Genomic DNA, 26,832 nt, shown 5'->3' on the forward strand with positions numbered 1-26,832 from the left:
GGATCCCAACGTCTGGTGCGTCAGGCCGGTTGCGAACAGCCGTTATCGTTGCGCCACTGCTTCAGGCGATGCCGCCACAGCATGACATGCCACCCCTGCTTCAGGCCGCGCGCATTGGCGAACATCGCTCTGTCGATACCGCGCTGATAGAACTCTTCGGTGATCTGACTCTGAGCGGCCGGTTCCGGCTCGCGACGAATGCTGTGGCAAATGCCCAGCGCTTCGCGGGTGATTTGCCAATGGAAAGCCGGACGAATGACGATAGTGCCCGCATAGCGCTGGTTGAGCCGCTCCAGCATTTCGACGATTTTCATATAGTGGCGTTGATACTCCACGTTCGCCTTACCGATGCGACGACGATTACTGATCGACTTGTCGTGCACCCGTTGACGGTACAGCGGCGTACTTAAATATTTGACCCGTTTGGCATTAAACATGACTTCTGTCGTCCAGGGAATATCCTGGTGATGTAACCCCGGCTCAAAATAAAGCCGATGCTGGCGAATAAAGTCGAGGCGATATATTGCCAGCCATACAACGTGAATAAACTTTCGCGATTTCAGCGCACGTTCAAACCACTGCACGCCACTGATAACATCGGTGGTACGCAAACGCGCCTCGGGAAAAATCGGCTGCAATTCATCTTGGCTGGTGAAATAGCGCTCGCCATTACATTGCATCACGTCTAATTGGTGTTTTTCCGCCTGTTCCAGCAGCGTGGAATACATCTCCGGCGCCAGCAAGTCGTCGGCATCGGGAAACGCCACATATTTGCCTTGGGCAACGGCAAGCCCGGCATTACGCGCGTTAGAAACACCGGCATTGGCCTGATCGATCACACGAATATGCGGATGTACCGCCGCGTAACGGTGCGCGATCTCTCCTGAACCGTCAGTGGAACCATCGTTGACGATGATCACCTCCAACCGTTGCTCGCGCTGGGCCAGCAGCGAGGCCAGGAAAGGCTCCAATAATTCCCCCGCATTGTGCATCGGGACGATCACGCTCAGCATTAACGACATAGTCAGCTCTTCAATGATAATGTAACAAAATAATAATTTTATTTTTCTAAAAGACTCATTCGGCCTGCGTAGGCTTGGGATAAGCGTGAAACACTGCAAATTCCCGCGCTGGCTAATGGGACCGAACTGGCCTTTCTTTCTCAAACCCGCGCCAGAAAAGCGCTGAGTAATTAAGCCATTAATTCCAAAGGGCGGCGACGTTGCTAAAATCGGGCATAGCAACATCTCCCCCGCTTCTAATAACAAGCAGAAATAATAAATTTATGAAATTAACGAATCTTTTTTTATATTTCTCGGGTATTGCGCCCTCGATGAATAGGCTTCCAGTGCATTTGACGTTAAATTTTTAACATATCGAAGTATAATCAATGGCGCAAAAAATGCCTTATTTCAGGTTTATTGAGCTGCCGTTTATGTGAACTGTGCTGCATGTCGCGCATGGCAAAACATGCATGACGTGGCCGTCTATGGCACACTAGCCGCCAGATATCGCCGTCCTCACAGCCAGGTTTATTGACGTTCATGAGCGTAACCGCCCCAAACATAAAATCTTTGCCCTACAGCCGCCGTGCCCTGATGACGCTTTTCGCCCCGCTTTCATCGCAGCCTTGGGCGATGCTGCTGCATTCGGGCTTTGCCGACCATTCGCACAACCGCTTCGATATCCTGGTCGCACAACCGCGCGTGACACTCACCACTCAGGGTGCCGACACGCAAATCGAAAGTGACGGCGTCACCATTCAGTCGCAGGAAGATCCGTTCTCCTTGCTGCAGCAGCAACTGGCGGCGCAAGGTTGGCAGCCGGCGTTTAATCCGGACCTGCCGTTTCAGGGCGGAGCTCTGGGACTGTTCGGCTACGATCTTGGGCGCCGGGTGGAAACCCTGCCGCAGTTGGCCGAAGCCGACCTCGCTTTGCCGGATATGGCAGTGGGCATTTATGACTGGGCAGCGATCGCCGACCACCAATTGCAAACCCTGACGCTGCTCAGCTATGGCGATGTGGAGCAGCGCTGGCGCTGGCTCAATAGCCAAACCGCACCTACAGAACGCCCTTTCACGCTGCTGAGCGACTGGCGCGCCAATATGAGCCGGCGACAATACGGCGAGAAATTCCAACGTATTCAGCACTACCTGCGCAGCGGTGACTGTTACCAAATTAATCTGGCACAACGATTCTCCGCCGACTATCAGGGGGATGAATGGCAGGCGTTCTGCCGCCTGAGCGCCTGCAACCGCGCGCCGTTCTCGGCCTTCCTGCGCTTGCCGCACAACAGCGTACTGAGCGTCTCTCCCGAGCGCTTCCTGTGGCTGGAGCAGCAGCGTATCCAAACCCGCCCGATCAAGGGCACGCTGCCGCGGCTGGCGGACGCGGAACAGGACGCCGCGCAGGCTCGCCGTTTGGCCGATTCACCCAAGGATCGCGCTGAAAATCTGATGATCGTCGATCTGCTGCGCAACGATATCGGCCGCGTCGCCCAACCTGGCAGCGTACGGGTGCCGGAACTGTTCGCCGTGGAGCCGTTCCCCGCCGTGCATCACCTGGTGAGCACCATCACCGCGACCCTGCCAAACCATACCTCGGCGGTCGAACTGCTGCGTGCCTGCTTCCCCGGCGGTTCGATCACCGGCGCGCCCAAGGTGCGCGCGATGGAAATCATCGAAGAGTTGGAGCCGCAGCGCCGCAATGCCTATTGCGGCAGCATCGGTTACCTGAGCGCCTGCGGCACCATGGACACCAATATCACCATTCGCACGCTCGTCACCGAAAACGGTCGCATCCACTGCTCCGCCGGCGGCGGCATCGTGGCGGACAGCCAGGAGCAGGCGGAATACCAGGAGACCTTCGACAAGGTCGGCCGCATTTTGCCGCAGCTAGGGGAGTATGCCCTGTCGTGATCCCATCGAACTCACCGGCCTCACTGCACGCCTTTATCAGCCGTTTTCAACTGCAGCTGCCGCAGGCGACGCAGATTTCGCACCATGTGCGCCCGGCGGCGGTGCTGATCCCGATCGTCTGCCGCGCCGAGCCGACGCTGCTGTTGACCCGCCGTGCCGACTCGCTGCGCAAACATGCCGGTCAAGTGGCCTTCCCCGGCGGCAAAACCGACGCCGAAGACGGATCGGCGATCGTCACGGCGCTGCGAGAAGCGCAGGAAGAAGTGGCGATACCGCCGCAAGCGGTGACTGTCCTCGGCCAAATGGCGCCGCTCGACAGCAGCACCGGATTTCAGGTTACCCCTATCGTCGGCCTCATCCCGCCGGACGTGCAGTTCCACGCCAATGAAGGCGAAGTGGCGGACGTGTTCGAGATGCCCCTGCGGGAAGCGCTGACCCTGTCGCGTTACTATCCGCTGGATATTCATCGCGCCGGCCATACGCACCGCATCTACCTCTCCTGGTATCACAGCCAGTTTATCTGGGGGCTGACCGCCGCCATCATTCGGCGCCTGGCGCAACAGGTCAGTATTTAGCCCGCATTACGTGATCTGACTCGCAATCTGGCACGGTTGCCGGCCTCCGCGGCGGGTAAAGCGATCGCTATCACTTCATTTGATCGCTTTTTCAACTACCGTTCCGTTTGAATGGTTTTAAAAAAACTGTAAACCCTCTCTTAAACCTTACGAAATACCTGTAAAATACCACCGTCCGAGATAAACCACTGTAGAAACAGGGATTAAGCCGGCGGCGTTCAGCACGGAAAGCTGGCGCGATTACCGCTAATGGAGCTTGGGCGAAAGCGGATACCCCGCACAAGGGTTCGCCCCGGGTAATCAGTAAAAAAAGCGACACCACGGATTATTTAATTTCATGCGAAAAAGGCAGCCGAACCCGCACGGCCCTTTTACAATATCGCTGTTCCCTGCGCGGTTTTTGACCGCCGCAGCCATAACAATACGTCTCTTTAAGGAGTTTTAGCGTGATTAGCGTTTTCGACATGTTTAAGATCGGCATCGGCCCGTCCAGCTCTCATACGGTTGGACCGATGAAAGCCGGCAAACAGTTTGTCGACGATCTGGTAAATAAAGGCCTGATGCCTTCTATCACGCGTGTTGCCGTAGACGTTTACGGCTCACTCTCATTGACCGGCAAAGGTCACCATACCGATATCGCCATCATTCTCGGCCTGGCCGGCAACATGCCGGACACCGTCGATATCGATAGCATTCCGGGTTTTATTCGCGATGTAGAACAACGTCAACGCCTGATGCTGGCCAACGGCCTGCATGAAGTCGATTTCCCACGCGACGGCGGCATGGTCTTCCGCAGCGACAACCTGCCGCTGCACGAAAACGGCATGCAGATCCACGCCTTCGCCGGCGATAAAGAAGTGTACAGCAAGACCTATTACTCTATCGGCGGCGGTTTCATCGTCGACGAGGAGAATTTCGGCAAGGCCGCCGAGCAAGAACTGCAAATGCCATATCCGTTCAACTCCGCGCGCGAAATGCTCGACCACTGCCGCGAGACCGGCCTGTCGCTGTCCGGCATGGTGATGCAGAACGAACTGGCGCTGCACAGTAAGCAAGAGATCGAGACCTACTTCGGCAACGTCTGGCAAACCATGCGCGCCTGTATCGACCGCGGTCTGAACACCGAAGGCGTACTGCCGGGGCCGCTGCGCGTACCGCGCCGTGCCTCCGCGCTGCGCCGCATGCTGGTGGCGTCGGACAAACTGTCCAGCGATCCGATGAACGTGATCGACTGGGTCAACATGTTCGCGCTGGCGGTTAACGAAGAAAACGCCGCCGGCGGCCGCGTGGTCACCGCGCCGACCAACGGCGCCTGCGGCATCGTGCCTGCGGTGCTGGCTTACTACGATCACTTCATCGAGTCCGTCAGCCCGGATATCTACATCCGCTACTTTATGGCGGCGGGTGCGATCGGTGCGCTGTACAAGATGAACGCCTCCATTTCCGGCGCCGAAGTCGGTTGCCAGGGTGAAGTCGGCGTTGCCTGCTCCATGGCGGCGGCCGGTCTGGCCGAACTGCTGGGCGGCAGCCCTGAGCAGGTCTGTGTGGCGGCGGAAATCGGCATGGAACACAACCTGGGTCTGACCTGTGACCCGGTCGCCGGCCAGGTGCAGGTGCCGTGCATCGAGCGCAACGCCATCGCCTCGGTCAAGGCGATCAACGCCGCCCGCATGGCCCTGCGCCGCACCAGCGAGCCGCGCGTTTCGCTGGATAAGGTGATCGAGACCATGTACGAAACCGGCAAAGACATGAACGCCAAGTACCGCGAAACGTCACGCGGCGGCCTGGCAATCAAGGTGCAATGCGACTGACAGACAACCCCGCCACCCGGCGGGGTTTTTTATGGGTAATCAATTTATTAGCCGCATTCTGTGACAATGTCACCAGAAAAAATCCTGCATTTCTCTCATCGATCCGGCGGTTAGCCTGCAAATTGACCTTCTGTTTTGCCAAATCGAAATAATTTACTGAGTTACCATCAATCTTGTATAACCTCAGGCTAGAATTAGCCGAGCGCAACTTAAGGATCTATGACCTGACCGTGACTCGGGGCTGGATTACCGAACAAGGATTTACCGGATGTTGATGACCCACCTCGCCGCGTCCCGATATCGTTATTACCGTTGGCTGCTGGCCGGAGCGGTGGGCGCGGCTATTCTGTTGGTATCGCTGTATACCCGTTACTATCAAGAGGTCAAAAGTATCGAGCTGAGCCAACAGACATTGGCCACCCGCACCGTCGGCAAGCTCAACCAGTTGTTGACGCCGGCTCAGCTGCAGGCGGAGCGCAGCATGGACATGCTGGACCAGCCCTGCGAGAACGTTTCGTCGACCCTGCGCTTTCGCGCCGCGCAGAATCAGGCGCTACGCGCCATGTTGCTGGTAAAAAACGGCATTATTTACTGCTCCAGCCTGTTTGGTTCCCGTCATTATCAGCTGGCCGCGGTAATGCCGACCTTCGTCAACAGCAACGCCAGGCTGGCGCTGCGCCCCTCGCTGGCGGTGAGCAAAGGCCTGCCCACGCTGGTGATGTGGACGCCATCCCCCCACGATAAAACCAGCGGCGTGCTGCACGTGTTTAATATCGAGCTGCTGTCCAACTTTTTACTCGAGCCGCAGGAGCCTTACGTTCAGCGCGTGGTGCTGAACGTGGCTGACAGCAGCCTGGAATACGGCCGACGTGAAATCCTGAGCCGTGACACCCTGACCAACGATCTGCGCTACACCGCCGGCTCTGCGCTATACCCGTTCTCGATTTCGCTGTTCGGCCCGCAGATCGGCATGCTGGCGCTTTCCGCACTGCCGCGCCATATCCCGCTGGCGCTGCTGATCAGCCTGTTGGCCGCCTATGTGGTCTATCTGCTCACCGCTAACCGCATGAGCCTGTCTTATCACATCGGCCATGCCATCACCCATCGCGAGTTCCGCGTCTATTGCCAGCCCATCATCCATAGCGACACCGGGCGCTGCGCCGGCGTCGAGATGCTGCTGCGCTGGAAAAAGAAGCGGCAAGGGTGGATCTCCCCCGACGTGTTTATTCCGCTGGCCGAGCAGCATGAGCTGATCATTCCGCTGACCCGTTATCTGATGAACACCGTGACGGAAAATCTGCAGCTGTTCCCGCCGCGACCGTCGTTCTACATCAGCATCAACGTCGCCGCCGAACACTTTAAAACGCTCAACATCATCGACGATATCCGCCGGATTTGGCTGCCGGCGCATCCGATGCCGTCACTGATGCTGGAGCTGACCGAGCGCACCGCGCTGTCGGCGATCCAGCATGACCAGATCCGGACGCTGAAAGACATGGGGATCATGCTGGCCATCGACGATTTCGGCACCGGCCACAGCTCGCTGAGCTACCTGAAGAACCTTAGCCCGGACGTGTTAAAGATCGACCGCGGGTTTACCGCGGCCATCGGTACCGACGCGGTCAACGCCACGGTGACCGATACCATCATTACGCTGGCGCAGCGCCTGAAGCTGAAGCTGGTGGCTGAAGGGGTAGAAACGGCGGAACAGGCCGACTATCTGCGCTCGCGTGAGGTCAATGCCCTGCAGGGGTATTATTTCGCCAAGCCGATGCCGATCCACGTTTTCCCGCTGTGGTTGCAGCAGTACGAATCGCGCGTCAGGAAAACAGAAGAGAATACGCCGGAGACCTGAGCCTCCGGCGGGTGGGTTACGAATGCGCCGGTTCGTCGAAGACGACGCGGGTGACACGCACCAACTCGATGCGATAGTCGGAGACCTCGACGATATCGAAACGCAGGTGGTTCAGTTCAATGGTGTCCCCCACCACCGGCATCTGGCCGTAGTGGGCTAACAGCAGCCCCGCCAGAGTAGCGTAGTCTGCGGTTGGGCTGACCAGGTCATCGCAGGCCAGCGCCTGTTCCAGCGAGTGCAGGTCGGTCCCGCCTTTGACCAGCCAGCCGTCGCCTTCCGCCACGATGTCCGGCGTTTCATCTTCGTCCGGGAACTCGCCGGCAATCGCTTCCAGCACATCCAGCGGCGTCACCAGCCCCTGCACCACGCCGAACTCGTTGGTGACCACCACCAGGCGCCCTTTGGCGCGGCGCAGCACCGCCAGCAGCTTGATGACATCCATGGTTTCCGGCACCACGATCGGCGGCGTGCGGGCGGCAAACTCGGCGATATCTTCCCCTTGCTCCAGCGCCACCAGCAGATCCTTGGCGCGTACCACGCCGACGATCTCATCCACAGAGTCGCGACACACCGGGAACAGGCTGTGCGGCGTATCCAGCAACTGTGCGCGCACCTCCTCACGGGAGCGCTCGCAGTCGACCCAGGAGATGTCAGTGCGCGGCGTCATCACGCTGCGCAATGAGCGCGAGGCCAGCGTCAGCACACCGCTGATCATATAACGCTCTTCCGCCGCAAAGGTTTCATCCCTCGGCAACGCCACCGCATCGTCCGCCTGCTGCGCGCGCTGCTGCCCCATCAGGCGCATGATCGCTTCCGCGGTGCGCTCGCGCATCGGGCGACGCGCCTGATGCTTGATAAAGTTGCGACGCGCGATCTGATTGAACAATTCAATCAGGATCGAGAAGCCGATCGCGGCGTACAGATAGCCTTTAGGAATATGCAAGCCGAAGCCTTCGGCGATCAGGCTCAGACCGATCATCAACAGGAAGCTCAGGCACAGCACCACAATGGTCGGGTGCGCGTTGACGAAGTTGGTCAACGGCTTGGATGCCAGCAGCATCACCGCCATCGCGATCACCACCGCCGCCATCATCACCGGCAGATCGTTCACCATGCCCACGGCGGTGATCACCGCATCGAGCGAGAACACCGCGTCAAGGATCACGATTTGCACCACCACCGCCCAGAACTTGGCGTAACCGCGGTTGGCGCCATCCTGGTGCGTCTGCCCTTCCAGCCGTTCATGCAGCTCCATGGTGGCCTTGAACAGCAGGAATACCCCGCCGAACAGCAGGATAAGATCGCGGCCGGAGAAGCTGAAATCGCCGACGCTGAACAGCGGCGTGGTCAGGGTTACCATCCAGGAGATAACAGACAGCAGGCCCAAACGCATCAGCAATGCCAGCGACAGGCCGATGATGCGCGCCTTATCGCGCTGCTTAGGCGGCAACTTATCGGCCAAAATGGCGATGAATACCAGGTTGTCGATGCCCAGCACAATTTCCAGCACCACCAGCGTAAGCAACCCCGCCCAAATAGAGGGGTCCATTAAAAATTCCATATCAGACTCCAGAAAAAAGTGGGAATGAGCGCACGCCGCTCAGACATGACGATGCCGCCGCTGCATGGGCGCAGTCGACAATAGCAAAGTGACGGGATGGGATTACCGGGAGATGGCCGAAGGGCCGAACAGCATATGCAACGCCAGCAGGTGGCGGGTGAAACCTGGAAAAACAGTTACTTCGGTGACAGTCCATAGGGAGGGCTGAGGCCCTTCACTCCTTAGTGATGAAAGAGGAAATTACTGTATCAGGATTTTTCTGGGGGACAAAGCGGCTTTTTCAACGGCGGTTTAGGGTGACGCCACGCCATATCGTCTGCGACAGCTAAGATTTCTCCGAGCATTCAATAGCGGAGCAGCGTCACAAAAAATATTTTTTCACTCACTAAAATAAATCTCGCGTTCGTGAAGTATCACGCACAGGCATTTGATACTGCGTGAGAAATGTTAGGCGTGCGTTTCTTTTTTTCTACCATAATGTATCTGAACCGCGGAAGTGACTGCCAAGACGGCGCGGAGAAACGACACAAGCCGCGCCTGGAGTTCAACGAGGAGGTAGCGAGTGGCAATAGCTATTATCATCGGCACACACGGGGCTGCAGCGGAACAACTGCTGAAAACGGCGGAGATGCTATTGGGCGAGCAGGACAACGTCGCCTTTATAGACTTCGTTCCCGGTGAGAATGCCGAAACGTTAATCGTCAAGTACAACGAAAAAATCAGTGGGTTGGATACCAGCGGCGGCGTGCTGTTCCTGGTGGATACCTGGGGCGGCAGCCCGTTCAACGCCGCCAGCCGCATTGCGGTCGACAAAGAAAACTATGAGGTCGTCACCGGGGTCAACATCCCGATGCTGGTGGAAACCTTCATGGCGCGGGACGACAACCCCGCTTTCGATGAACTGGTGGCGCTGGCGTTGGAAACCGGCCGAGAAGGCGTGAAAGCGCTGAAAAAACCGCAGGAAGAACCCGCAAAACCCGCGGCGCCCGTCGCCAAAGCCGCTGCCCCTCAGGCGCCGCTGGGGCCGAACGACCACATGAAAATCGGCCTGGCGCGCATCGATGACCGCTTGATTCACGGCCAGGTCGCCACCCGCTGGACCAAAGAGACCAACGTCAGCCGCATTATCGTCGTCAGCGATGAAGTCGCCGCCGATCATGTGCGCAAAACTCTGCTGACCCAGGTCGCCCCGCCGGGCGTCACCGCCCACGTGGTGGACGTGGCGAAGGCCATCCGCGTGTGGAACAACCCGAAATACGCCAACGACCGCGTGATGCTGCTGTTTACCAATCCGACCGACGTCTGGCGTCTGGTGGAAGGCGGCGTGGATATTCAATCTGTCAATATCGGCGGCATGGCGTTCCGCCAGGGGAAAACCCAGGTGAACAACGCCGTTTCCGTCGATGAAAAAGATATCGAAGCGTTTAAGAAACTGAACGATCGCGGTATCGAGCTGGAGGTGCGTAAGGTCTCGTCCGACAGCCGGCTAAAAATGATGGACCTGATTAACAAACTCAATTAGTGGCGCCAGCCGCTGATTATTTTACTCAGAGCTTTTTTGGTCATAGGAGAAGTGCAATGGAGATCACCACTCTTCAGATTGTGCTGATATTTATCGTTGCCTGTATCGCCGGGATGGGTTCCGTCCTCGACGAGTTCCAGTTCCACCGTCCGCTGGTCGCCTGTACCCTGATCGGCTTCATTCTCGGCGATATGAAAACCGGCATCATCATCGGCGGTACGCTGGAAATGATCGCCCTCGGCTGGATGAACATCGGTGCGGCGGTCGCGCCGGATGCCGCCCTCGCGTCCATCATCTCGACCATCCTGGTCATCGCCGGTGGGCAAAGCGTCGGTGCCGGTATCGCCCTGGCCATTCCGCTGGCGGCGGCCGGCCAGGTGTTAACCATCATCGTGCGAACCCTCACCGTGGCCTTCCAGCACGCGGCGGACAGCGCGGCGGAGCGCGGCAGCCTGCGCGCCATCAGCTGGATCCATGTCGGCGCCCTGCTGCTGCAGGCAATGCGTATCGCCATCCCGGCGGTCATCGTCGCCATCTCGGTGGGCACCGCCGGGGTGCACGCCCTGCTCAACTCGATCCCGGAAGTGGTCACCAGCGGCCTGAACATCGCCGGCGGCATGATCGTGGTGGTCGGTTACGCGATGGTGATTAACATGATGCGCGCCGGCTACCTGATGCCGTTCTTCTATCTCGGTTTCGTTACCGCCGCCTTCACCAACTTCAACCTGGTGGCGCTCGGCGTCATCGGCGTGGTGATGGCCGTGCTGTATATCCAGCTCAGCCCGAAATACAACAAGTCTCAGGTTGTCCAGGCCGGCCCGGCTAACGCGAACGATCTCGATAACGAACTCGACTAGGAATAGGTGAGAGAAATGGTTGATACAACTGCTCAAAAGAAACTCACGCCGGCCGATATTCGCGGCGTATTCCTGCGTTCGAACCTGTTCCAGGGTTCATGGAACTTCGAACGCATGCAGGCGCTGGGTTTTTGCTTCTCGATGGTGCCGGTGATCCGTCGCCTGTATCCGGAAAACAATGACGATCGCAAACAGGCGATCAAGCGTCACCTGGAGTTCTTCAACACCCACCCTTACGTGGCGGCACCGGTACTCGGCGTGACCATGGCGATGGAAGAGCAACGCGCCAACGGCGCACCGATCGACGACGCCGCAATCAACGGCATCAAGGTTGGTTTGATGGGGCCGCTGGCGGGCGTCGGTGACCCGATCTTCTGGGGCACCGTGCGGCCGGTATTCGCCGCGCTTGGGGCGGGCATCGCCATGAGCGGCAGCCTGCTCGGACCGATCCTGTTCTTCGTGCTGTTCAACCTGGTGCGCCTGCTGACCCGCTATTACGGCGTGGCCTACGGTTACCGTAAAGGGGTGGACATCGTCAACGACATGGGCGGCGGCTTCCTGCAGAAACTGACGGAAGGGGCGTCCATTCTCGGCCTGTTTGTCATGGGCGCGTTGGTCAACAAGTGGACGCACGTGAATATCCCGCTGGTGGTGTCCAAGATCACCGACCAGACCGGACATACCAACGTCACCACGGTGCAGACCATCCTCGACCAGCTGATGCCGGGCCTGGTGCCGCTGCTGTTGACCTTCGCCTGTATGTGGCTGCTGCGTAAAAAAGTCAATGCGCTGTGGATCATCATCGGCTTCTTCGTCATCGGTATCTTTGGCTATTGGATTGGCCTGCTGGGCCTGTAATCGTTCGAAACGGCCGGGGGGCAACCCCCGGCTTTTTTATGTGTGGAGCAAGAGATGTCACTGACCGACGCCGTACTGATGCTGTTTATCGCCCTGCTGTTGCTGTATTCACTGTACGACGAATTCGGCATGGATCTGCTGAAAGGCAAAACGCGGCTCAAAGTGCCGCTCAAACGCCGCAACCGCCTCGACAGCCTGATTTTCGTCGGCCTGATCGCCATTCTGATTTACCGTAACGTCACCGCCAACGGCGCGCTATTAACCACTTATCTGCTTATTTCTTTGGCGCTGCTCGCCATCTATATTGCTTATATCCGCTCGCCCAAAATGGTGTTTAAAGCGCACGGTTTTTTCTTCGCCAATGTTTTTGTCGAATATAACCGCATTAAAGCCATGAATTTATCGGAGGACGGCATTCTGGCCATCGACCTGGAGCAGCGCCGGCTGTTGGTTCAGGTGACGCACCTGGATGACCTGGAGAAGATATACAATTTTTTCGTTGATAATCAATAAATAAAGGGAAATTAATTTTATTCCCGCTCAAACCTTGCGCTGTCTGTGGATAATTAATCGGCAGCGCCATTTCATTTCTGACTATTATTTCTGCAACATTGTTACCCGCGTCTACATTATATTCCCACATGAACTCAGATTAATGAAAACGAGTCTCAATTAAGAACAAAAATCGCGCCAGAATAAAGTTGTCGGTACCGGAAATAATATGGTATGGTTGCGCCGTCATTGGGGAGTAGCCGGTTTCTGGAGAATAAAACGCCAGAAACGCCCGTATCAACATACTCGTTTCGCCGTATGAAACGTGGTGCGGGCAGCCAGGTAAGGTTGGCGAGACCATAGACACGTAACTCCGTCGTTTGGTTGGGGGTGGGTTACGTGTATATGGAGCCACCCGGCCGAGGCTATTTCACATGAACCTTTCAGCAACGCTTATTCTCGCTTTCGGCATGTCCATGGATGCGTTCGCCGCTTCTATCGGCAAAGGCGCCAGTCTGCATCAGCCGCGTTTCCGCGAAGCGATCCGCACCGGCCTGATCTTCGGTGTGGTCGAAGCAATCACCCCGCTCATCGGTTGGGCCATCGGCCTGTTCGCCAGCCAATACATCATGGAATGGGATCACTGGGTCGCCTTCTCGCTGCTGTTCATTCTCGGCATGCGCATGATAGTCGAAGGGGTGCGCAACAGGCCCGACGAAGAAGAGAAGGTCAAACGCCACGGCTTCTGGATATTGGTGGCCACCGCTATCGCGACCAGCCTGGACGCCATGGCGATCGGCGTCGGTCTGGCCTTCCTGCAGGTGAACATCGTGCACACCGCAATGGCCATCGGCTGCGCCACCATGATCATGGCAACGTTGGGCATGATGATCGGCCGCTTTATCGGCCCGCTGCTGGGCAAACGCGCCGAAATTCTCGGCGGCGTGGTGTTGATCGGCATCGGCGTCAACATCCTGCTGGAGCACCTCGGCTACCTGGCCTGAGGCGACCGAACTGCAAAAAAAAACCTGCCGCGGCAGGTTTTTTTGTTTCTGAGTTCAAGGCCCCTTAAGCGCGACGTCGGTACAACGCCAACACGAAATCCGTCTCGCACACAAACTCGCCGCCTTCGGCCAACCGCTGTTGCACCTCCGGCGTAGCGCGCCAGGCGAACGGCGTCATCTGCAGCAGATTGGCGGCCTGCGCGCCCGGTAGGGTCATCGTATAGGCCAGCGCCTCTTTGCGCTCGCAGTCGAATCCGTCGAACTGTTCATCCTGTTCGGCATGCAGCTGCACCTGCTGGTACACCTGCTCTTTCAGCTGGTACAGATGACGCGGGCCCGGCGACACCGTCAGCACCACGCCGCCCGGCTTCACTACCCGCGCCAGCTCCTCCGCCTTGCAAGGCGCATAAATGCGCAAGACCGCATCCAGCGCCCCGTCGGCGAACGGCAAACGGTGACTGGAGGCAACGCAGAACGAGACCGCCGGATAACGTTTGGCAGCGTAGCGGATCGCCACCTTGGCGACGTCCAGCCCATAGACCGTCATATTGCGCTTCTGTGCCAGCCGTGCGGCCACGGCGGCGGTGTAGTACCCTTCCCCGCAGCCTATGTCCAATAACGCGCCTGCATCGGCCGCCAGCGCCGAATCCAGCCACTCAGCTACCTGCGCTTGCAACGGCTGATAATATCCACCGTCGAGAAACGCGCGCCGTGCCTGCATCATTTCCGCGCTGTCTCCCGGCTGCTTCGATCGTTTGTGCTGCACCGGCAGCAGATTCACGTAGCCTTCTTTGGCTTGATCGAACTGATGATTGCCGTCACAACGCCAGTGTTGTGATGAAAAATGCAGCGGTTGATGACACAGGGGGCATTGATAAGACATGAATGGGCTTCCAGAAAGACAGGGCGCGGCTAGTCTAAAGAAGGCGTCGGCTTGATGCAAGGCGCATCCCCGCTCGCTTTCGCCGCCAACAACACCTGGCCAAGCGGGGAAAAAGCTGGCTACACTGAGAGTCTGTTTTCTCATGCAGGTGAACATAACTTATGAGCGATCGTTCCGCGCTGCTCGATGCGGTGCCCCACATTCAGCACGGCTTCGGCAGCAAACTCGCGCTGCTGCCCGGGCATCTGCTGCCCTACAGCGCCACGCTGCCGGAAAAAAAACAGGTGCACGGTACCCGCATCGTCGATGTGCTGCAGCCGGCGCAGGCATGCGGCGAGGCCGATGGTTTCTATACTCGCCAGCCCGGCATTCTGCTCAGCGTACTGACGGCGGACTGTTTGCCGGTGCTGTTCAGCCGCCGTGACGGCAGCGCCATCGCTGCGGTACACGCCGGCTGGCGCGGGCTGCTGGACGGCATTCTGGAACAGATGGCAGCACGCATTCGCCAGGACGGCGACACCGCCGATTGGGTCGCCTCCATCGGCCCTGCCGCCGGCCCGTGCTGCTACGAAGTCGATGAAGCGCTGGTGGAGAGTTTTAAACAGCGCCTGCCGCTGCCCGCCACGCTGATCAGCCCGCATTACCGGCATCTCGATTTGGCCGCAATTGCCGAATACAAGCTGGCGGCGCTCGGCTTCGCCGCCGTTGACCGCGCCGGCAGTTGCACCATCTGCACGCCGGACGTCGACCCACAGCGGCCGCAGCGCTTCAAATACACCAGCTATCGCCGCAACAGCCACCGGCGCGCGCAGGATCCGACGCATCCGGGGATCAAAGGCCGCAACCAGTACGCCGGCATCATCATCGCCGCCGGATGACGGAAACGAAAAAGCCCGCGCGAAGGCGGGCTTTTTGTACAGCTGACGCTGATTAGATAGCAGTAACGTTTACTGCAGATGGGCCTTTCTGGCCATCTTGGATTTCGAACTCAACGTTCTGGCCTTCAGCCAGGGTTTTGAAGCCGTTACCCTGGATTGCAGAGAAGTGTACGAACACGTCTTTGCTGCCGTCAGCCGGGGTGATGAAACCGAAACCTTTAGACTCGTTGAACCACTTAACTTGACCTTTGATCTTTGCCATCTTGAGTATTTCCTTTGGATTGTTTAAACCGCCCGAGGGCGTTACATAGACAAACTAGAGTCGTTACTGCTTGAGGCACTAAGATAAGGATCGGCAGAGAAGCGGTATTCAACGCTAACGTCTTTACTCAGAACTTCTTTACTGAAAATGCCACACATATACAGAACTGTACCTCGTTTTACCCAGATGCGTTATCACATACTCTGTATGCGATGGCAAGCCATTTTTAATCACTGAACGACATGTCGCACATATTTGAAACGGTCGAGCGCAACATTTGCTTAAATAGGCCAAAAGATGTTGAAGCATCGGCTATTTTCTGCTTGCCAAAATCACTGCGCCAGACCCCGCATTCTGCTGGAGTTTTAACAAAACTTTCATCGTCTTGACGCCTTTGCGTCTCATCATTTCCGCTTTTTTACCGCTTATAGCGTTAAAAAATTTGAATCTTTATGGAATGTGATATGCAACATCTGAATATCGATGAACGGGGGCCAATTTATTCATCGCTCCTCCGACCATTTACCGCCGGAAAGCCCATTCATCATCGGCTTTCCGCCCTGCCGCCAAACGGCGCGGGCGAGAACGGCGCACGGGTCGGCGGCAACGTCTCAGCCCTGCACAACGGATGCATAAGCATGCAAAGCGCCGGCACATCTTCCGCTGCCTGCGATTTCATCATAAATAATCCGAATGTCATTAACCTCAATAGCCGGAATAATCTTATCAATAACGAAAGTTCAACGTTGAATTAAATCCTGAAAACACGGGGGTTATTTGAATCACCACCCGCACTTATCAATTCTGCTAATTACAGCTGCGCTTTCAAACCATTGACTTTATTCATCCCGCTGCGCCGCCGGGTGATTAGGTAACGCAGGCGATGAGCCCTGCAACGCGATGCGCTCGCCAATCTTCAGCGGGAGGAATTGATGCTGCTCCAACCCCGCCTCGCTCAGGGCCAGGTTCAGCTGCTGCGGCGGTTCGTCCAGCGATTCATCCGCCAGTTCGAATACTCCCCAATGGATGGGAATGGCTCGCGGCTGATTCAGCTCGCGATACAGCGCCACCGACTGCTGCGGATCCATATGCTGCTCCTGCATAAACCAGCGCGGCGCATAGGCGCCGATCGGCAGCGCAGCCACGTCGAACGGCCCCAGCCGTTGACCGATCTCCGCCAGCCGTTCCGAATAACCGCTGTCGCCGGAAAAATAAAACCGTAGCGCCGGATGGTGGATCACCCACCCGCACCACAGCGAGCGATTGCGATCCCACAGCGTGCGCATGCTCCAGTGCCGCGCCGGCGTGGCATAGACCGTCAGCTCACCCAGTGACAGGCTCTGCCACCAGTCCAGTTCATGCACCTTCAGCCGGTAGCGGCGAAACCAGCGCTTCAACCCCAACGGCACGATGAACTCGGCCTGTGGGAAACGCCGCGCCAATTGCCGCACCGTACGCCTGTCGAGGTGGTCATAATGGTTATGAGAGATCAGCACCACATCCACCGCCGGCAGTTGCCCCACCGTCAACGGCGGCGGCGTTCTGCGCTTTGGGCCGTAAAAGCTCAGCGGCGATGCACGTTCGGACAATACCGGATCGATCAGGATATAGCGGCCACTCAATCGCAATAGCATCGAGGCATGCCCCAACCACCAGACGCTGTCGTCGCTGCCACTGAGATCGGCAGGTTGCCACCAGCGCTGGGTAAATTGCGCGTAACCCAGCTGCGGCGGCCTGGGCAGCCCCTGCCGCTTGCGTTCATCTTGCCAACGCCGAAGATCGCCCTCCTGACGCCGCGAAGGTTCCAGGTTGCGAAATCCCTCCGGCGTATGATGCGCCTTGGCCGCGTCGTAATAACGGTTGATTCTTTTCATCCTGCCTTTTCTCCCGACCACAGCGCCCTGCACGGGCATGACTTTCAGTGTAACAAACCCGATGAAGCTCGCACTTTGTCAGCCGTGCGCTGCATCTCGGGACCTTTTGCCGTATGCTGTTGTCTCACTCCGGTGGAAAGCCAGGGCCGCCAAGAGCCCGTTAAGACTCTCTTAAGATCTTTGTGATTGACTTGTAGGGCATACAGAAAAGGAGAAGTTATGAGTCGTTCTACATCCCGCAAATCAGGCATCGGCCTGGGGCGTCGTATTCGCAGCGCGCTGCTGGCGCAGAAGCAATACTGGAAAATGTATTTCGCCATGAAGCTGCGCCGGCTGCGCGTACCTGCACCGTTGGTACTGCTGGGCGGTTCGCTGCTTGGGTTCTTCATGCTGACTCTGCTGATGCTCAGCGTAGTCGCCATCGACGTCATCAGCACCCTGCTGCTGTGCCGGAAACTGCTGGGGCGGGGTCACGGTGAGGACCGCGCCTTTATGCCGCGCGGCTAACGAGAAAAGAAGCGGAGGCGGGCAATACGCCTCCGCAGCACGCAGATTAACGCTTGGCGCCTTTACGGCGCGTCAGCATGAACCCGCACCACAGCACCGCAACCCATACCGGCATCAGCAGCACCGAAATGCGGATCCCTTCGCTGAAATACATGATCACCAGAATCAGGCCGAGGAACGCCAGGCACAGGTAGTTGCCGAACGGATACCACAGCGCCTTAAAGCTGGGGATGACGCCCTGGCGGTTCTTGGCGGCACGGAACTTCAGGTGCGCCAGGCAGATCATCACCCAGTTGATCACCAATGTTGACACCACCAGCGCCATCAGCAGCTCAAACGCCTTGCCGGGCATCAGGTAGTTGATCAGCACGCCGATCGAAGTAATCAACGCCGACAGCGCGATGGACAGCACCGGCACGCCGCGTTTATTCACGCGCGTCAGCACCTGCGGCGCATTGCCCTGGCTGGCCAGCCCGAACAGCATGCGGCTGTTGGCATAAACGCCGCTGTTGTAAACCGACAGCGCGGCGGTCAATACCACTACGTTGAGCACCGTTGCCACCAAATTGCTGTTCAGCGCATGGAAGATCAGCACGAACGGGCTGCCGCCCTCCACCACTTGCCCCCACGGATAGAGCGAAAGCAGCACGGTCAGCGAGCCGATATAGAAGATCAGGATGCGGTACACCACCTGATTGGTGGCTTTGGGAATGCTGCGGCGCGGATCGGCGGCTTCCGCCGCGGTGATGCCGACCATCTCCAGCCCGCCGAACGAGAACATGATCACCGCCATCGCCATCACCAGCCCGGAGAAGCCGTGCGGCATAAAGCCGCCCTGCTGCCAGAGATTGGTGATGCTGGCCTGCGGCCCGCCGTTACCGCTGGCCAACAGCCAGGCGCCGAAGACGATCATGCCGACAATCGCCACTACCTTGATGATGGCGAACCAGAATTCGGTTTCGCCGTAGAGGCGCACATTCACCAGGTTAATCAGGTTGATCAGCACGAAAAACAGCGCGGCGGAGGCCCAGGTGGGGATCTCCGGCCACCAGTACTGAATGTAGATGCCGACGGCGGTCAATTCCGCCATGCCGACCAGAATGAACATTGCCCAGTAGTTCCAGCCAGAAAGGAAGCCGGCGAAATCGCCCCAGTATTTATAGGCAAAGTGACTGAAAGAGCCGGCGACCGGCTCCTCCACCACCATTTCACCCAGCTGGCGCATGATTAAAAACGCGATAAAACCGCCGATGGCGTAGCCCAGCAGCACGGCGGGGCCGGCCATTTTAATGGTTTGCGCAATGCCGAGAAATAAACCGGTACCGATGGCGCCCCCGAGGGCAATAAGCTGTATGTGTCTGTTTTTTAAACCGCGTTTTAGCGGAGTATCCTGATGCTGACCGCCCATCTTATCCTCATATGGCGTATACCCTTGCCGCTATCGGCCAAGATTTCACCAATCAATAAATGTATCTGCGGGCGGCTTTTTAACACTTAACCCCGTGAGCATCAAGGAGAAGCGCCCCGAGACGGCAGGCCGGAGCGCGATTTTTTTACCGCGAGAAAGCGGATAACGGCAGCGTTTAGCCAGGCATACCGCACAGTTTGGTCAGATTGCGCGCGCCGATCATCAGCGTGGCGACATAAGATTGGCTGCGCGTGACCACTTCCACCGCCACGCGATCGTTTTGATATTTTATCAGGTAGGTCGAGGGCCAGCCCTGACGGCGCTGGCCGAAGCTTTCGGCATGACGATCGATCGCCGCATGGGCAATCACCAGATGAGACAAGTTTTTATCACCTTTGATAATGCGCTTCATAAACAGCCTCCGCCAACGACAGCTCTGTTATTAGAAAAAGGAGAAACTCTTACCAATCACCGGTATTGTTCGACTCAGTTAGCCTGTCGGCTCATCAGGAAGCAGATCATCGCCGCGCGCAGCGGGCTGGCGCTGTCCGCCTGCCATTCACCGCCCTGAGTGCTCATGCGCGCCTGCCACTGCGGGCTGTCGCTTTGGTTGTCGGGGTTCAGACTGATTTTGTTGGCGCAAATGATCGGCCAGGCATCGGAGGGATTCTTGCAGTAATCTTTACCTTTCACACCACCGTAGGGATACCACTTGTCCGGGTTCTCTCCGGTCAGCAGCGCAATGCTGCGGTTCACTTCGGCATCGCTTTCTTCGTACCATTTAATCATCGGCTTCATCCATCGTTCGTAAGATTCGCGCTACATTACGATGTCTGTACGACAGTTTTATGACAGCGCCGCCGGTTTTCACATTATCTCTACTAATGCTTTGTGCCCTTTATCTTTCCTTAGCGTCTGCGTAAACTTTTCTCCCTGTTCAGCGCCCGGAGTACGCATGCATGTTGACCGGCCTTAACCATCTGACGCTCGCCGTCAGCAATCTCGATCGCAGCTTCGATTTTTATCGGCATCTGTTGGGATTTATCCCGCACGCCCGCTGGCAAGGCGGCGCCTATCTGTCGTTAGGGCCGTTGTGGCTATGCCTGTCGTTGGATGAAGCGCGCATGCAACAACGCGAGCGCGATTACACCCATTACGCCTTCAGCGTCGCGCCGGAACACATTGAGCAGGTCAGCGAGCGGTTGCGCCAGGCCGGCGTCGAAGAGTGGAAAAGCAATCGCAGCGAAGGCGAATCACTCTATTTTCTCGATCCCGATGGGCATCAATTGGAGATCCATGCCGGCGATTTGGCCAGCCGCCTGGCGGCATGCCGGGAAAAGCCGTATCAGGGCATGGTGTTTTACTGAGGCGCCCCGGCGACGCTGCCGTCGGCCGGGGCATCATGCTCAACGTTCGGGGATGAAACCTTTGAAATCCAGCGCGGGGTTGAGATCGTCGTCAGCAGCAGCGGCGCCGTCTGCGCCGGCGCGGTGCGCCATACGCTTCAACAGCGCCGTTTGCTGGCGTTGTTGCTCGGCAATCTCCTGCAGCAGGCGAATCTGCTCATTGGCGCGCACGCTGGCGCGATTCACCAGGAACCAGACCCACAGCCCGGCCAGCAACGCCACGGCGGCGAGGGCCAGCGACAACAGGCCGTTCTGGCCAAAACCTAAATCGTACATGGACAACCCTATCTACTGCGAAATTCAGGCCGCCATCTTAACACTCGCGGCGGCCGTGCGAACATCCCTGCCAAAAATTGCTTACCAGGGCACGAAGCGGGTCACCGAACAGATGCCCAACGCAAAATTTCCACCATCGTCGCAATAGCTGTCCAGCGCCAGCAGGTAGAAAAACAGGCAGGCAGCGACGGCCGTCATTATCACGAGGATTTTTTTTCGCAACAAATTTAGCAGCCTCATTGTTATCTTGGTAATCTATCGCGCATGTTATCACAGCGAAGTTAAACGAAGTTTAACTTTCCGTTTAGATTTCTGGCTATCGCCCGGTTTTCAGACTGTTACCCTTGCCCTCGCATAGGCGCCGTGGCTAGATGAACCCTCAGGGATAACGAGGAAATACGATGAGCAAATTGATTAAGTGGGTATTGGTGTTGGCGGTCATTTACGGCGGCTTTTTGATCTCGGGCTACGGCGTGCTGATCGGCAGCAACAAAAACGTTGGCGGGTTGGGGTTGCAGTGCAAATACCTGACGGCGCGCAACGTGGCGATCGCCCAGTACGTGAATGGCGACAACGGTTTCATCGGCGTAGCCGACTGCCCGCTGTTCAAGAAAATCGAAACGGTGGTGGATTAACCGCCACCGCCCGACGCCGCCGCTTTGCGGCGGCCCCGCCTCAGTTGCGGGTAAACTTCATCTCGATCAGCGCAATCGCCTTGTCAATCGCTCGGCGGGTCACCGGATCGGCGCCGGCAGGATGCGTGGAGAAATCGATGCTTTTGAGCTGACCCGCCATCTTGTCGCGCACTTCGGTCGGCGCAATCACGTCGATAACGTCCAGAATCTGTTTGATGACCAGTTGGCAAGCGACCAGATCAGAAGCCAGTTCCTGCTCGTTGCTCAGCATGTCAGACATAATAAATTTCCTTCTTGATTCAAACGCCGCACAGAATAGCATGGCGTCCGCGCCATTGCCCGCACTCCCCGTCTTTTTCCCCATTCTGCGCACCGGCGGGCAAAAGCCTGCGGCGGATTGGCCTATACTTGCTGCATGGCGGTGGTAAAAACCACCCGCAAGCCACAACCAACAGGAGAAAGTTATGGCGAATCACAATGTGAAATCCTGGGCGACAGTGCGTGAAACTTCGGTGGAAATCGCCGAAGCCATTTTTGAGCTGGCAGGGAACGATGAAGTGTTGGCGCAGAAAATCTGGGAAGAAGGCAGTGATGAGGCGTTGGAAAAGGCCTTTGCCAAAACCACCGCCGACCAGCTTTATTGGGGAGAGGAAACCGTCGAGCGGAAAAACGTTTGAGCGGTTACGCAACAAAAAGCCCGGGTTTCTGACCCAGGCTTTCCCGATTAGCGCTCGCCCCGCTCAGCGGCGTGCATGTCTTCTTGCTCTCACGGTTCTTCACCTCCCACACCTTCCGCATTCTTCATGCTCATCACCGGCGTCGCCATAAAAGCGCCGACGCCCACGATTACAACCAGAGTAATAATCACTGTCATTAACATGCGATCACCCCATCAACGTTGAGTTGTTACGGCTGACTCTGTTTTGGCGGTTCTTGCTGCGGCTTTCTTTGCGTCCCCCACCGCGGCGGCGACAGTCTCAGATTAGCCGTTTTTCCTTTCGGCTGACAAGCGGCGGTCAAACGGTTTTTCCGAATAATTGCCCCCGTCACCGGCGGCATTTTTGTCGACGGCGGCAAGTTGTGTATACTTCACCGCTATGTAGGTCTCACACTGACGCACTGATGATACAAGAACACCACCTCTCGTTGGTCTGCGCCCTCAGCAAATGGGTCGAAACTCACCTCGGACGAGTGATCCATCTCGAAGAGCTGGCCGAGTACTCCGGCTACTCGCTGTGGCACATGCAGAAGCTGTTCAAAGAAGCGACAGGGATTTCGCTCGGTAAATACATTCGCGAACGCCGTCTGGCCGGCGCGGTCTATCAACTGCGCAGCAGTGAAGCGTCGATCTTCGACATCGCCCTGGACTTTGGCTTCGGTTCACAGTCCCACTTCACCTACATGTTCAGAAAGCGTTTTAATATCACACCCTATGATTTCCGCCAGGATTTGAGCGTTGATCTGCACATCGATCCGCCGTTGCACGTCATTCACCAAAAATCCGCCTGAAGCCCGCCGCAAATCGGCGGGTTAACGCGCCCCCCAGACCGCCAGCATCGCGATCGCGGCCGGCAGCGCCTGCACCCACAGAATTTTGCGGCTGGCGCTCAACCCGCCGAACACCCCGGCCGCCAGCACACACCCGAGAAAGAACAGCTGCAGTGCCATATCCCCACGCCAGTAGCTCCATACCAACCCCAACGCCAGAAAGCCGTTGTACAACCCCTGATTGGCGGCCAACACTCGCGTGGCTGCGGCGAACTCCGCCGTTGTGCCGAATGCGCGCCTGCCGAGGGGCGTACGCCACAGGAACATTTCCAGCACCAGGATATAAAGATGGAGCGCTGCGATGAGCAGCAGCAAAATATCGGCAAAGAACTTCATGATGGTTCCAGTCGTTTATTGAAGATGCCATCAATTATAAACGCCTTCGCTCACCTCCCCATCGGCGGAGATAAAAAAACCCGCCGAAGCGGGTTTATGCAGGAGTCATTTTTTGAGGTTAGTTTAATACGGCGACCAACAATGCCGCGACAGAGACCCAAAACAGCGCCGTGGCAACCACGACATGGGACAATCTTGCACGATAAAGTACCTGGCTCATAATGACCTCACTGACATCTGACTAACGGGAGACAACCTGACTTCCTGAGGATTATCCTAAACTTCTTCTCACTGTCGTTATATGCGCCAGATCACTTTTCCGCCGAGAAACCTTATATTGTCGTAAAGCTGGAGCCGCGATCACATTAATTACGCCTTATTAGAGCGAAATAAGCCAAATAATCGCGGCGATTATATCCTAACGCTATCAAACATCGTTCCAGGGCAGGCGCGGTGCGGTCATGCGATCACCAGAATAACCGCTAACCGGCGGGAAACGCGGCGCGCCTTGTTCCCAATCATGCTGAGCCCGAGTAATTTCAGCCTTGGTATGGCCAACGAAATTCCACCAGATAAGGATCTCTTCGTTTAATGGTGCCCCACCGATGAGTAATCCCCGGCTCCCCTTCCGTGCATTTAACCCAATAGAGTTATTCTTTATGCCCAAATAGGCGAATTCATCAGGTGAAAAGGTTTCACCATTAAGTTCAAATGCACCAATAAGGGGCAAAAAGCCGATTTCATAATCATCGCGCAACGGCAATTCGATTCTTGCCGCTTCTTCCCATTCCAGATCAATGGCGATTAATGGCGAAAGAGTGAACACCGGTGAACAATAAGCGCCAAATTCCCCAACCAACAAACGATGATTCACGCCATTATTCTGCCACTGCGGCAAGTCAGGATAATGATCGAAGCGTGGTGCCATGTCGGCATGTTCGGCCGGCAGCGCGATCCATAATTGCGCAGCATGCAATCGCCGTTGCTCACCCACCGACTGTTCCGTATGCGCAATGCCGTGCCCTGCGGTCATCAGGTTAACCTGACCCGGGCGAATCACCTGCTCACTGCCGAGGCTGTCTCGGTGCAGCACCTCACCTTCTATCATCCAGGTGAACGTTTGCAGCCCGGTGTGCGGATGCGGCCCCACATCCATGCCGGGCGAAGTGCCGTTGAATACCGTCGGCCCGGCGTGATCGAGAAAACACCAGGCGCCGACGGTGCGCCGCTCCCGGGTTGGCAACGCGCGGTTGATCGGAATACCCCCCACTTCGGCGTTACGCACGGCAATACGTTGTATCTGGCGCACGCCGTCAACGACGGGGCACTCGCGTGAAGGTGAAGAGAGCGTAGGACGTGGCTGACTCATCGCAAAGACCTCCTGAATGGCGCCGATTCGCCAAGGGTAACCGCCCAAGCTTAACACAGGAAGCTCCCCCGCAGAGCGGCGACGTGCAGGCACGTTCGCGCGGTTCAGGGGGCTTTGATATAGCAGCTCTTGATGTCTATATCGTCATGCGCGTGCCTGAGATCGGAGAAATAGGTCACGCCAAAGAGAATTGATACCACCAGCAGCACGGACACCAACAGGCCGATGATCGCCAGCAGTTTGGTTTCATCATGGAGATTAGGCTCCATTTTATCTCCCCTAGTTAATCGCGTCAGGTCACCCACAGCGTGACCGCCAGCGTAAAGATAATCAGTGAGCAGGACGCCACCGCCAACACGACGATCGCAAATTGCGCATCACCCAAGGTTTCTCGATAATTTTTATCCGTTGAGGCGTTACGCTCTTGTTTCACTAAATCGGTTTTCACTCGTTCAACTGCTGCATTGCTGTTTGACGGGGCAAAACGTCCCCTCAGAATAAGGCGCCAACGTCGCTGACTTGGTCGCTCCGGCCTCAACCGGGGCATGACGCTATCAATTTTCCCCATCAGGGTCAACACCGCGCCTGCCGGCGAGCGAGCAAGTACACAGGGGAGATGTAACTGGCATGGAGAGCGCAAGGAAATAAGAGACGCCGATTGCAGAGGGCAAAAAAAAGCCCGGTACGTGACCGGGCCAGGGTAGACCGACGCGTTATTGCGGGATACGCAACACCTGCCCCGGATAAATCTTGTCCGGGCTCGACAGCATCGGCTTGTTGGCTTCGAAAATCTTGTTGTACAGATTGGCGTTGCCGTACATCTCTTTCGAGATCGCGCTCAGCGTATCGCCCTTCTTCACGGTATAGAAGCGGCTCTCGGCGTCGGATTGCGCTACCGCCACCTTGTCTTCCACACCGCTGATACCCGCCACGTTGCCGATAGCCACCAGGATCTTCTCTTTTAACTCCTGGCTGACGGCGTCGCCGGTCACTACGGCTTTACCATCGACCACCTGCACATTCACTTTGTCGGTGCCCGGCAGGCCGCTCTTATCGAGATGCTCCTTGAGTTTGGCGCTTTGATCTTCGGCGGAGGCATTGCCGGTGACTGTATCCCACAGTTTTTCGCCCGCTTCTTTGACGAAGTTAAACAAGCCCATATTCACTCCTTTTGATGGTTGCAGTAATGCGTTTAAGTAAGGCTTGTTAAGCTTAGCATCGACAAAAGGATATGCCATCCGCTCACGGCGTCAGAAACGGGTAGAGTATTCCGAAAGTGTCGTCAGCGGCGTTTCCATGGCGATTAATCGTGCAATGATGCTGAAAAATCGCGCTTTTCTACCTACACTGTTGCAGACAAGGCAACTCGACGAAGGAGGCGTGCGACGATGTACGCATTGGTGATGTTTGTCTGTTATCTGGATGGCGGCTGCAGTGAAATGGTGGTCGATATATTGCGCGACGAGCCGCAATGCCTGGTCGCGATGAAGGAACAGAACTTGCGACACGCCGGCTGTTATCCCATGGAAGAGTTTATCGACGGCTTCTGGTTGCCAGCCAGCGAATATTCGGATTTTTAACCTGCTCCCCGCGCAATGCTGAGGAATTTCTGATTTCATCGGAAACTTCGTCTTCCTCTGAGGCATAAGGCCGCTGTTTTGCTAAATTGCGGCTCCCGAAGAAGAGAGAGACAGAGAAAGGTCATGCCAGCATCGGCTCATTCCAACGAGCAATATGAAACTCTGCTGCGCGACGTCAGCCTGGCGTTAGGCGACGCAGTGTTGCAGTTAATCCAAAAACATAAAAAGGTATCCGGCGGCAATATTCTTTCACAGCTGGTGGACGAAATAGAGCGTGAGCAGGATCAGCAACGTTTCGTCGCACTGCGTTCCGCCATTGAACTGGTCGGGCTGGCGCCCAAAGGCTGAGATCCCGATAAAACAAAGGCAGGGCTTGCGCCCTGCCTGATTACCAATCCCGACACAGGATGAAGGTAA

35 protein-coding genes and 1 riboswitch are annotated in these 26,832 nt (G+C 56.9%); of the genes, 18 read left to right on the forward strand and 17 right to left on the reverse strand.

All coding sequences use genetic code 11. The annotated features are described in order from the left end of the window. Positions 1-20: 20 nt before the first annotated feature. Positions 21-1,022, reverse strand: a complete 1,002-nt coding sequence (locus ACJ8IJ_RS02025; RefSeq protein WP_048323877.1) for a glycosyltransferase — start codon at positions 1,020-1,022, stop codon at positions 21-23. 522 nt (positions 1,023-1,544) lie between these two features. Between ACJ8IJ_RS02025 and pabB the strand changes: the two genes are divergently transcribed. The 4 genes from pabB to ACJ8IJ_RS02045 all read left to right on the forward strand — a co-directional run bounded on the left by pabB (position 1,545) and on the right by ACJ8IJ_RS02045 (position 7,159). Then, positions 1,545-2,918, forward strand: coding sequence for an aminodeoxychorismate synthase component 1 (gene pabB / locus ACJ8IJ_RS02030; RefSeq protein ID WP_442518217.1), 1,374 nt, complete (start codon positions 1,545-1,547; stop codon positions 2,916-2,918). Then, entirely contained in the window at positions 2,915-3,493 is a 579-nt protein-coding gene (locus ACJ8IJ_RS02035; protein ID WP_004927587.1) for a CoA pyrophosphatase, read from the forward strand. The genes pabB and ACJ8IJ_RS02035 overlap by 4 nt, the downstream gene beginning before the upstream one ends. 446 nt (positions 3,494-3,939) lie before the next feature. Continuing rightward, a complete protein-coding gene (gene sdaA, locus ACJ8IJ_RS02040) occupies positions 3,940-5,304 on the forward strand; it encodes an L-serine ammonia-lyase (protein ID WP_004927589.1) in 1,365 nt (454 codons plus the stop codon). A 268-nt stretch (positions 5,305-5,572) separates the two neighbouring features. Beyond that, positions 5,573-7,159 carry an EAL domain-containing protein gene (locus ACJ8IJ_RS02045; RefSeq protein ID WP_442518218.1) on the forward strand — a complete coding sequence of 529 codons (1,587 nt, stop codon included), beginning with the start codon at positions 5,573-5,575 and terminating at the stop codon, positions 7,157-7,159. 16 nt (positions 7,160-7,175) lie between these two features. Here ACJ8IJ_RS02045 and ACJ8IJ_RS02050 read toward each other — a convergent pair whose 3' ends face one another. Beyond that, entirely contained in the window at positions 7,176-8,720 is a 1,545-nt protein-coding gene (locus tag ACJ8IJ_RS02050; RefSeq protein WP_044031058.1) for a TerC family protein, read from the reverse strand. Between the two features lie 562 nt (positions 8,721-9,282). Between ACJ8IJ_RS02050 and manX the strand changes: the two genes are divergently transcribed. The 5 genes from manX to mntP all read left to right on the forward strand — a co-directional run bounded on the left by manX (position 9,283) and on the right by mntP (position 13,453). Continuing rightward, positions 9,283-10,242, forward strand: coding sequence for a PTS mannose transporter subunit IIAB (manX, locus tag ACJ8IJ_RS02055; protein WP_004927601.1), 960 nt, complete (start codon positions 9,283-9,285; stop codon positions 10,240-10,242). A gap of 56 nt (positions 10,243-10,298) precedes the next feature. Further along, entirely contained in the window at positions 10,299-11,099 is an 801-nt protein-coding gene (locus ACJ8IJ_RS02060) for a PTS mannose/fructose/sorbose transporter subunit IIC (RefSeq protein WP_015378156.1), read from the forward strand. A 15-nt stretch (positions 11,100-11,114) separates the two neighbouring features. Continuing rightward, positions 11,115-11,957 carry a PTS mannose transporter subunit IID gene (locus tag ACJ8IJ_RS02065; RefSeq protein WP_015378157.1) on the forward strand — a complete coding sequence of 281 codons (843 nt, stop codon included), beginning with the start codon at positions 11,115-11,117 and terminating at the stop codon, positions 11,955-11,957. A 54-nt stretch (positions 11,958-12,011) separates the two neighbouring features. Then, the gene (locus tag ACJ8IJ_RS02070) at positions 12,012-12,470 is read left to right on the forward strand and encodes a DUF986 family protein (RefSeq protein ID WP_004927610.1); all 459 of its coding nucleotides are present in this window, start codon (positions 12,012-12,014) and stop codon (positions 12,468-12,470) included. 218 nt (positions 12,471-12,688) lie between these two features. Beyond that, a riboswitch (yybP-ykoY riboswitch) is annotated at positions 12,689-12,872 on the forward strand. Between the two features lie 11 nt (positions 12,873-12,883). Continuing rightward, positions 12,884-13,453 carry a manganese efflux pump MntP gene (gene mntP, locus ACJ8IJ_RS02075; RefSeq protein WP_004927615.1) on the forward strand — a complete coding sequence of 190 codons (570 nt, stop codon included), beginning with the start codon at positions 12,884-12,886 and terminating at the stop codon, positions 13,451-13,453. Positions 13,454-13,517: 64 nt separating this feature from the next. Here the strand turns inward: mntP and rlmA are convergent, their stop codons facing one another. Further along, the gene (rlmA, locus tag ACJ8IJ_RS02080; protein WP_164122456.1) at positions 13,518-14,336 is read right to left on the reverse strand and encodes a 23S rRNA (guanine(745)-N(1))-methyltransferase; all 819 of its coding nucleotides are present in this window, start codon (positions 14,334-14,336) and stop codon (positions 13,518-13,520) included. Between the two features lie 161 nt (positions 14,337-14,497). Between rlmA and pgeF the strand changes: the two genes are divergently transcribed. After that, positions 14,498-15,214: a peptidoglycan editing factor PgeF gene (pgeF, locus tag ACJ8IJ_RS02085; RefSeq protein WP_442518219.1), complete on the forward strand. Its 717-nt coding sequence runs from the start codon at positions 14,498-14,500 to the stop codon at positions 15,212-15,214. A gap of 52 nt (positions 15,215-15,266) precedes the next feature. On the opposite strand, the gene cspE is transcribed toward pgeF, so the two are convergent. Both cspE and ACJ8IJ_RS02095 read right to left on the reverse strand, forming a co-directional pair. After that, on the reverse strand, positions 15,267-15,476 hold the full coding sequence (gene cspE, locus ACJ8IJ_RS02090) for a transcription antiterminator/RNA stability regulator CspE (RefSeq protein ID WP_002221949.1): 210 nt from the start codon (positions 15,474-15,476) through the stop codon (positions 15,267-15,269). 41 nt (positions 15,477-15,517) lie between these two features. Continuing rightward, a complete protein-coding gene (locus ACJ8IJ_RS02095) occupies positions 15,518-15,634 on the reverse strand; it encodes a DUF2627 domain-containing protein (protein WP_002211058.1) in 117 nt (38 codons plus the stop codon). 306 nt (positions 15,635-15,940) lie between these two features. Here ACJ8IJ_RS02095 and ACJ8IJ_RS02100 point away from each other — a divergent pair, with 306 nt between their 5' ends. Then, entirely contained in the window at positions 15,941-16,231 is a 291-nt protein-coding gene (locus ACJ8IJ_RS02100) for a hypothetical protein (RefSeq protein WP_152733810.1), read from the forward strand. An 84-nt stretch (positions 16,232-16,315) separates the two neighbouring features. Here the strand turns inward: ACJ8IJ_RS02100 and ACJ8IJ_RS02105 are convergent, their stop codons facing one another. Continuing rightward, positions 16,316-17,350, reverse strand: a complete 1,035-nt coding sequence (locus ACJ8IJ_RS02105; RefSeq protein ID WP_442518220.1) for an MBL fold metallo-hydrolase — start codon at positions 17,348-17,350, stop codon at positions 16,316-16,318. Between the two features lie 219 nt (positions 17,351-17,569). Between ACJ8IJ_RS02105 and ACJ8IJ_RS02110 the strand changes: the two genes are divergently transcribed. Then, positions 17,570-17,857 (forward strand): hypothetical protein, encoded by a 288-nt coding sequence (locus tag ACJ8IJ_RS02110; RefSeq protein ID WP_442518221.1) that lies wholly within the window; start codon positions 17,570-17,572, stop codon positions 17,855-17,857. Between the two features lie 46 nt (positions 17,858-17,903). Here the strand turns inward: ACJ8IJ_RS02110 and ACJ8IJ_RS02115 are convergent, their stop codons facing one another. From ACJ8IJ_RS02115 to ACJ8IJ_RS02125, 3 genes are all read right to left on the reverse strand, one after another. Further along, the gene (locus tag ACJ8IJ_RS02115; RefSeq protein ID WP_004927677.1) at positions 17,904-19,265 is read right to left on the reverse strand and encodes an amino acid permease; all 1,362 of its coding nucleotides are present in this window, start codon (positions 19,263-19,265) and stop codon (positions 17,904-17,906) included. Between the two features lie 175 nt (positions 19,266-19,440). Further along, positions 19,441-19,677, reverse strand: a complete 237-nt coding sequence (locus tag ACJ8IJ_RS02120) for a DUF4060 family protein (protein ID WP_004927680.1) — start codon at positions 19,675-19,677, stop codon at positions 19,441-19,443. 74 nt (positions 19,678-19,751) lie between these two features. After that, the gene (locus tag ACJ8IJ_RS02125; RefSeq protein WP_004927682.1) at positions 19,752-20,054 is read right to left on the reverse strand and encodes a phage protein NinX family protein; all 303 of its coding nucleotides are present in this window, start codon (positions 20,052-20,054) and stop codon (positions 19,752-19,754) included. A gap of 170 nt (positions 20,055-20,224) precedes the next feature. On the opposite strand from ACJ8IJ_RS02125, the gene fos reads away from it, so the two are divergent. Further along, complete coding sequence (gene fos / locus ACJ8IJ_RS02130) at positions 20,225-20,632, forward strand: fosfomycin resistance glutathione transferase (RefSeq protein ID WP_049186231.1); 408 nt, start codon at positions 20,225-20,227, stop codon at positions 20,630-20,632. A 39-nt stretch (positions 20,633-20,671) separates the two neighbouring features. Here the strand turns inward: fos and ACJ8IJ_RS02135 are convergent, their stop codons facing one another. After that, entirely contained in the window at positions 20,672-20,947 is a 276-nt protein-coding gene (locus ACJ8IJ_RS02135; RefSeq protein WP_033640075.1) for a YebO family protein, read from the reverse strand. A gap of 81 nt (positions 20,948-21,028) precedes the next feature. After that, entirely contained in the window at positions 21,029-21,187 is a 159-nt protein-coding gene (locus ACJ8IJ_RS02140) for a PhoP/PhoQ regulator MgrB (RefSeq protein ID WP_004927688.1), read from the reverse strand. Between the two features lie 161 nt (positions 21,188-21,348). Here ACJ8IJ_RS02140 and ACJ8IJ_RS02145 point away from each other — a divergent pair, with 161 nt between their 5' ends. Further along, positions 21,349-21,582, forward strand: a complete 234-nt coding sequence (locus ACJ8IJ_RS02145) for a YobH family protein (RefSeq protein ID WP_004927690.1) — start codon at positions 21,349-21,351, stop codon at positions 21,580-21,582. 40 nt (positions 21,583-21,622) lie between these two features. Here the strand turns inward: ACJ8IJ_RS02145 and ACJ8IJ_RS02150 are convergent, their stop codons facing one another. After that, positions 21,623-21,862, reverse strand: coding sequence for a DUF2766 family protein (locus ACJ8IJ_RS02150; RefSeq protein ID WP_004927692.1), 240 nt, complete (start codon positions 21,860-21,862; stop codon positions 21,623-21,625). A gap of 184 nt (positions 21,863-22,046) precedes the next feature. Here ACJ8IJ_RS02150 and ACJ8IJ_RS02155 point away from each other — a divergent pair, with 184 nt between their 5' ends. After that, on the forward strand, positions 22,047-22,259 hold the full coding sequence (locus ACJ8IJ_RS02155; RefSeq protein WP_004927694.1) for a YccJ family protein: 213 nt from the start codon (positions 22,047-22,049) through the stop codon (positions 22,257-22,259). Between the two features lie 445 nt (positions 22,260-22,704). Beyond that, the gene (locus tag ACJ8IJ_RS02160) at positions 22,705-23,091 is read left to right on the forward strand and encodes a helix-turn-helix domain-containing protein (RefSeq protein WP_004927697.1); all 387 of its coding nucleotides are present in this window, start codon (positions 22,705-22,707) and stop codon (positions 23,089-23,091) included. 21 nt (positions 23,092-23,112) lie between these two features. Here the strand turns inward: ACJ8IJ_RS02160 and ACJ8IJ_RS02165 are convergent, their stop codons facing one another. The 5 genes from ACJ8IJ_RS02165 to lysM form a co-directional block, all read right to left on the reverse strand. Beyond that, complete coding sequence (locus ACJ8IJ_RS02165; RefSeq protein WP_044031053.1) at positions 23,113-23,466, reverse strand: DUF1304 domain-containing protein; 354 nt, start codon at positions 23,464-23,466, stop codon at positions 23,113-23,115. A 427-nt stretch (positions 23,467-23,893) separates the two neighbouring features. Then, positions 23,894-24,835, reverse strand: a complete 942-nt coding sequence (locus ACJ8IJ_RS02170) for a pirin family protein (protein ID WP_286093370.1) — start codon at positions 24,833-24,835, stop codon at positions 23,894-23,896. 104 nt (positions 24,836-24,939) lie between these two features. After that, complete coding sequence (locus ACJ8IJ_RS02175; RefSeq protein ID WP_004934557.1) at positions 24,940-25,104, reverse strand: hypothetical protein; 165 nt, start codon at positions 25,102-25,104, stop codon at positions 24,940-24,942. A 23-nt stretch (positions 25,105-25,127) separates the two neighbouring features. Continuing rightward, positions 25,128-25,283 carry a hypothetical protein gene (locus ACJ8IJ_RS02180; protein WP_004934560.1) on the reverse strand — a complete coding sequence of 52 codons (156 nt, stop codon included), beginning with the start codon at positions 25,281-25,283 and terminating at the stop codon, positions 25,128-25,130. A gap of 265 nt (positions 25,284-25,548) precedes the next feature. Next, positions 25,549-25,995: a peptidoglycan-binding protein LysM gene (gene lysM / locus ACJ8IJ_RS02185; RefSeq protein ID WP_015378169.1), complete on the reverse strand. Its 447-nt coding sequence runs from the start codon at positions 25,993-25,995 to the stop codon at positions 25,549-25,551. Between the two features lie 228 nt (positions 25,996-26,223). Between lysM and ACJ8IJ_RS02190 the strand changes: the two genes are divergently transcribed. Both ACJ8IJ_RS02190 and ACJ8IJ_RS02195 read left to right on the forward strand, forming a co-directional pair. Further along, the gene (locus ACJ8IJ_RS02190; RefSeq protein ID WP_004934567.1) at positions 26,224-26,415 is read left to right on the forward strand and encodes a YebW family protein; all 192 of its coding nucleotides are present in this window, start codon (positions 26,224-26,226) and stop codon (positions 26,413-26,415) included. Between the two features lie 123 nt (positions 26,416-26,538). After that, positions 26,539-26,763, forward strand: coding sequence for a biofilm development regulator YmgB/AriR family protein (locus ACJ8IJ_RS02195; RefSeq protein ID WP_004934572.1), 225 nt, complete (start codon positions 26,539-26,541; stop codon positions 26,761-26,763). The last annotated feature ends 69 nt before the right edge of the window (positions 26,764-26,832 follow it).

Source organism: Serratia sp. CY40230 (assembly GCF_052168835.1).
GTDB classification, from domain to species: Bacteria; Pseudomonadota; Gammaproteobacteria; order Enterobacterales; family Enterobacteriaceae; genus Serratia; species Serratia nematodiphila.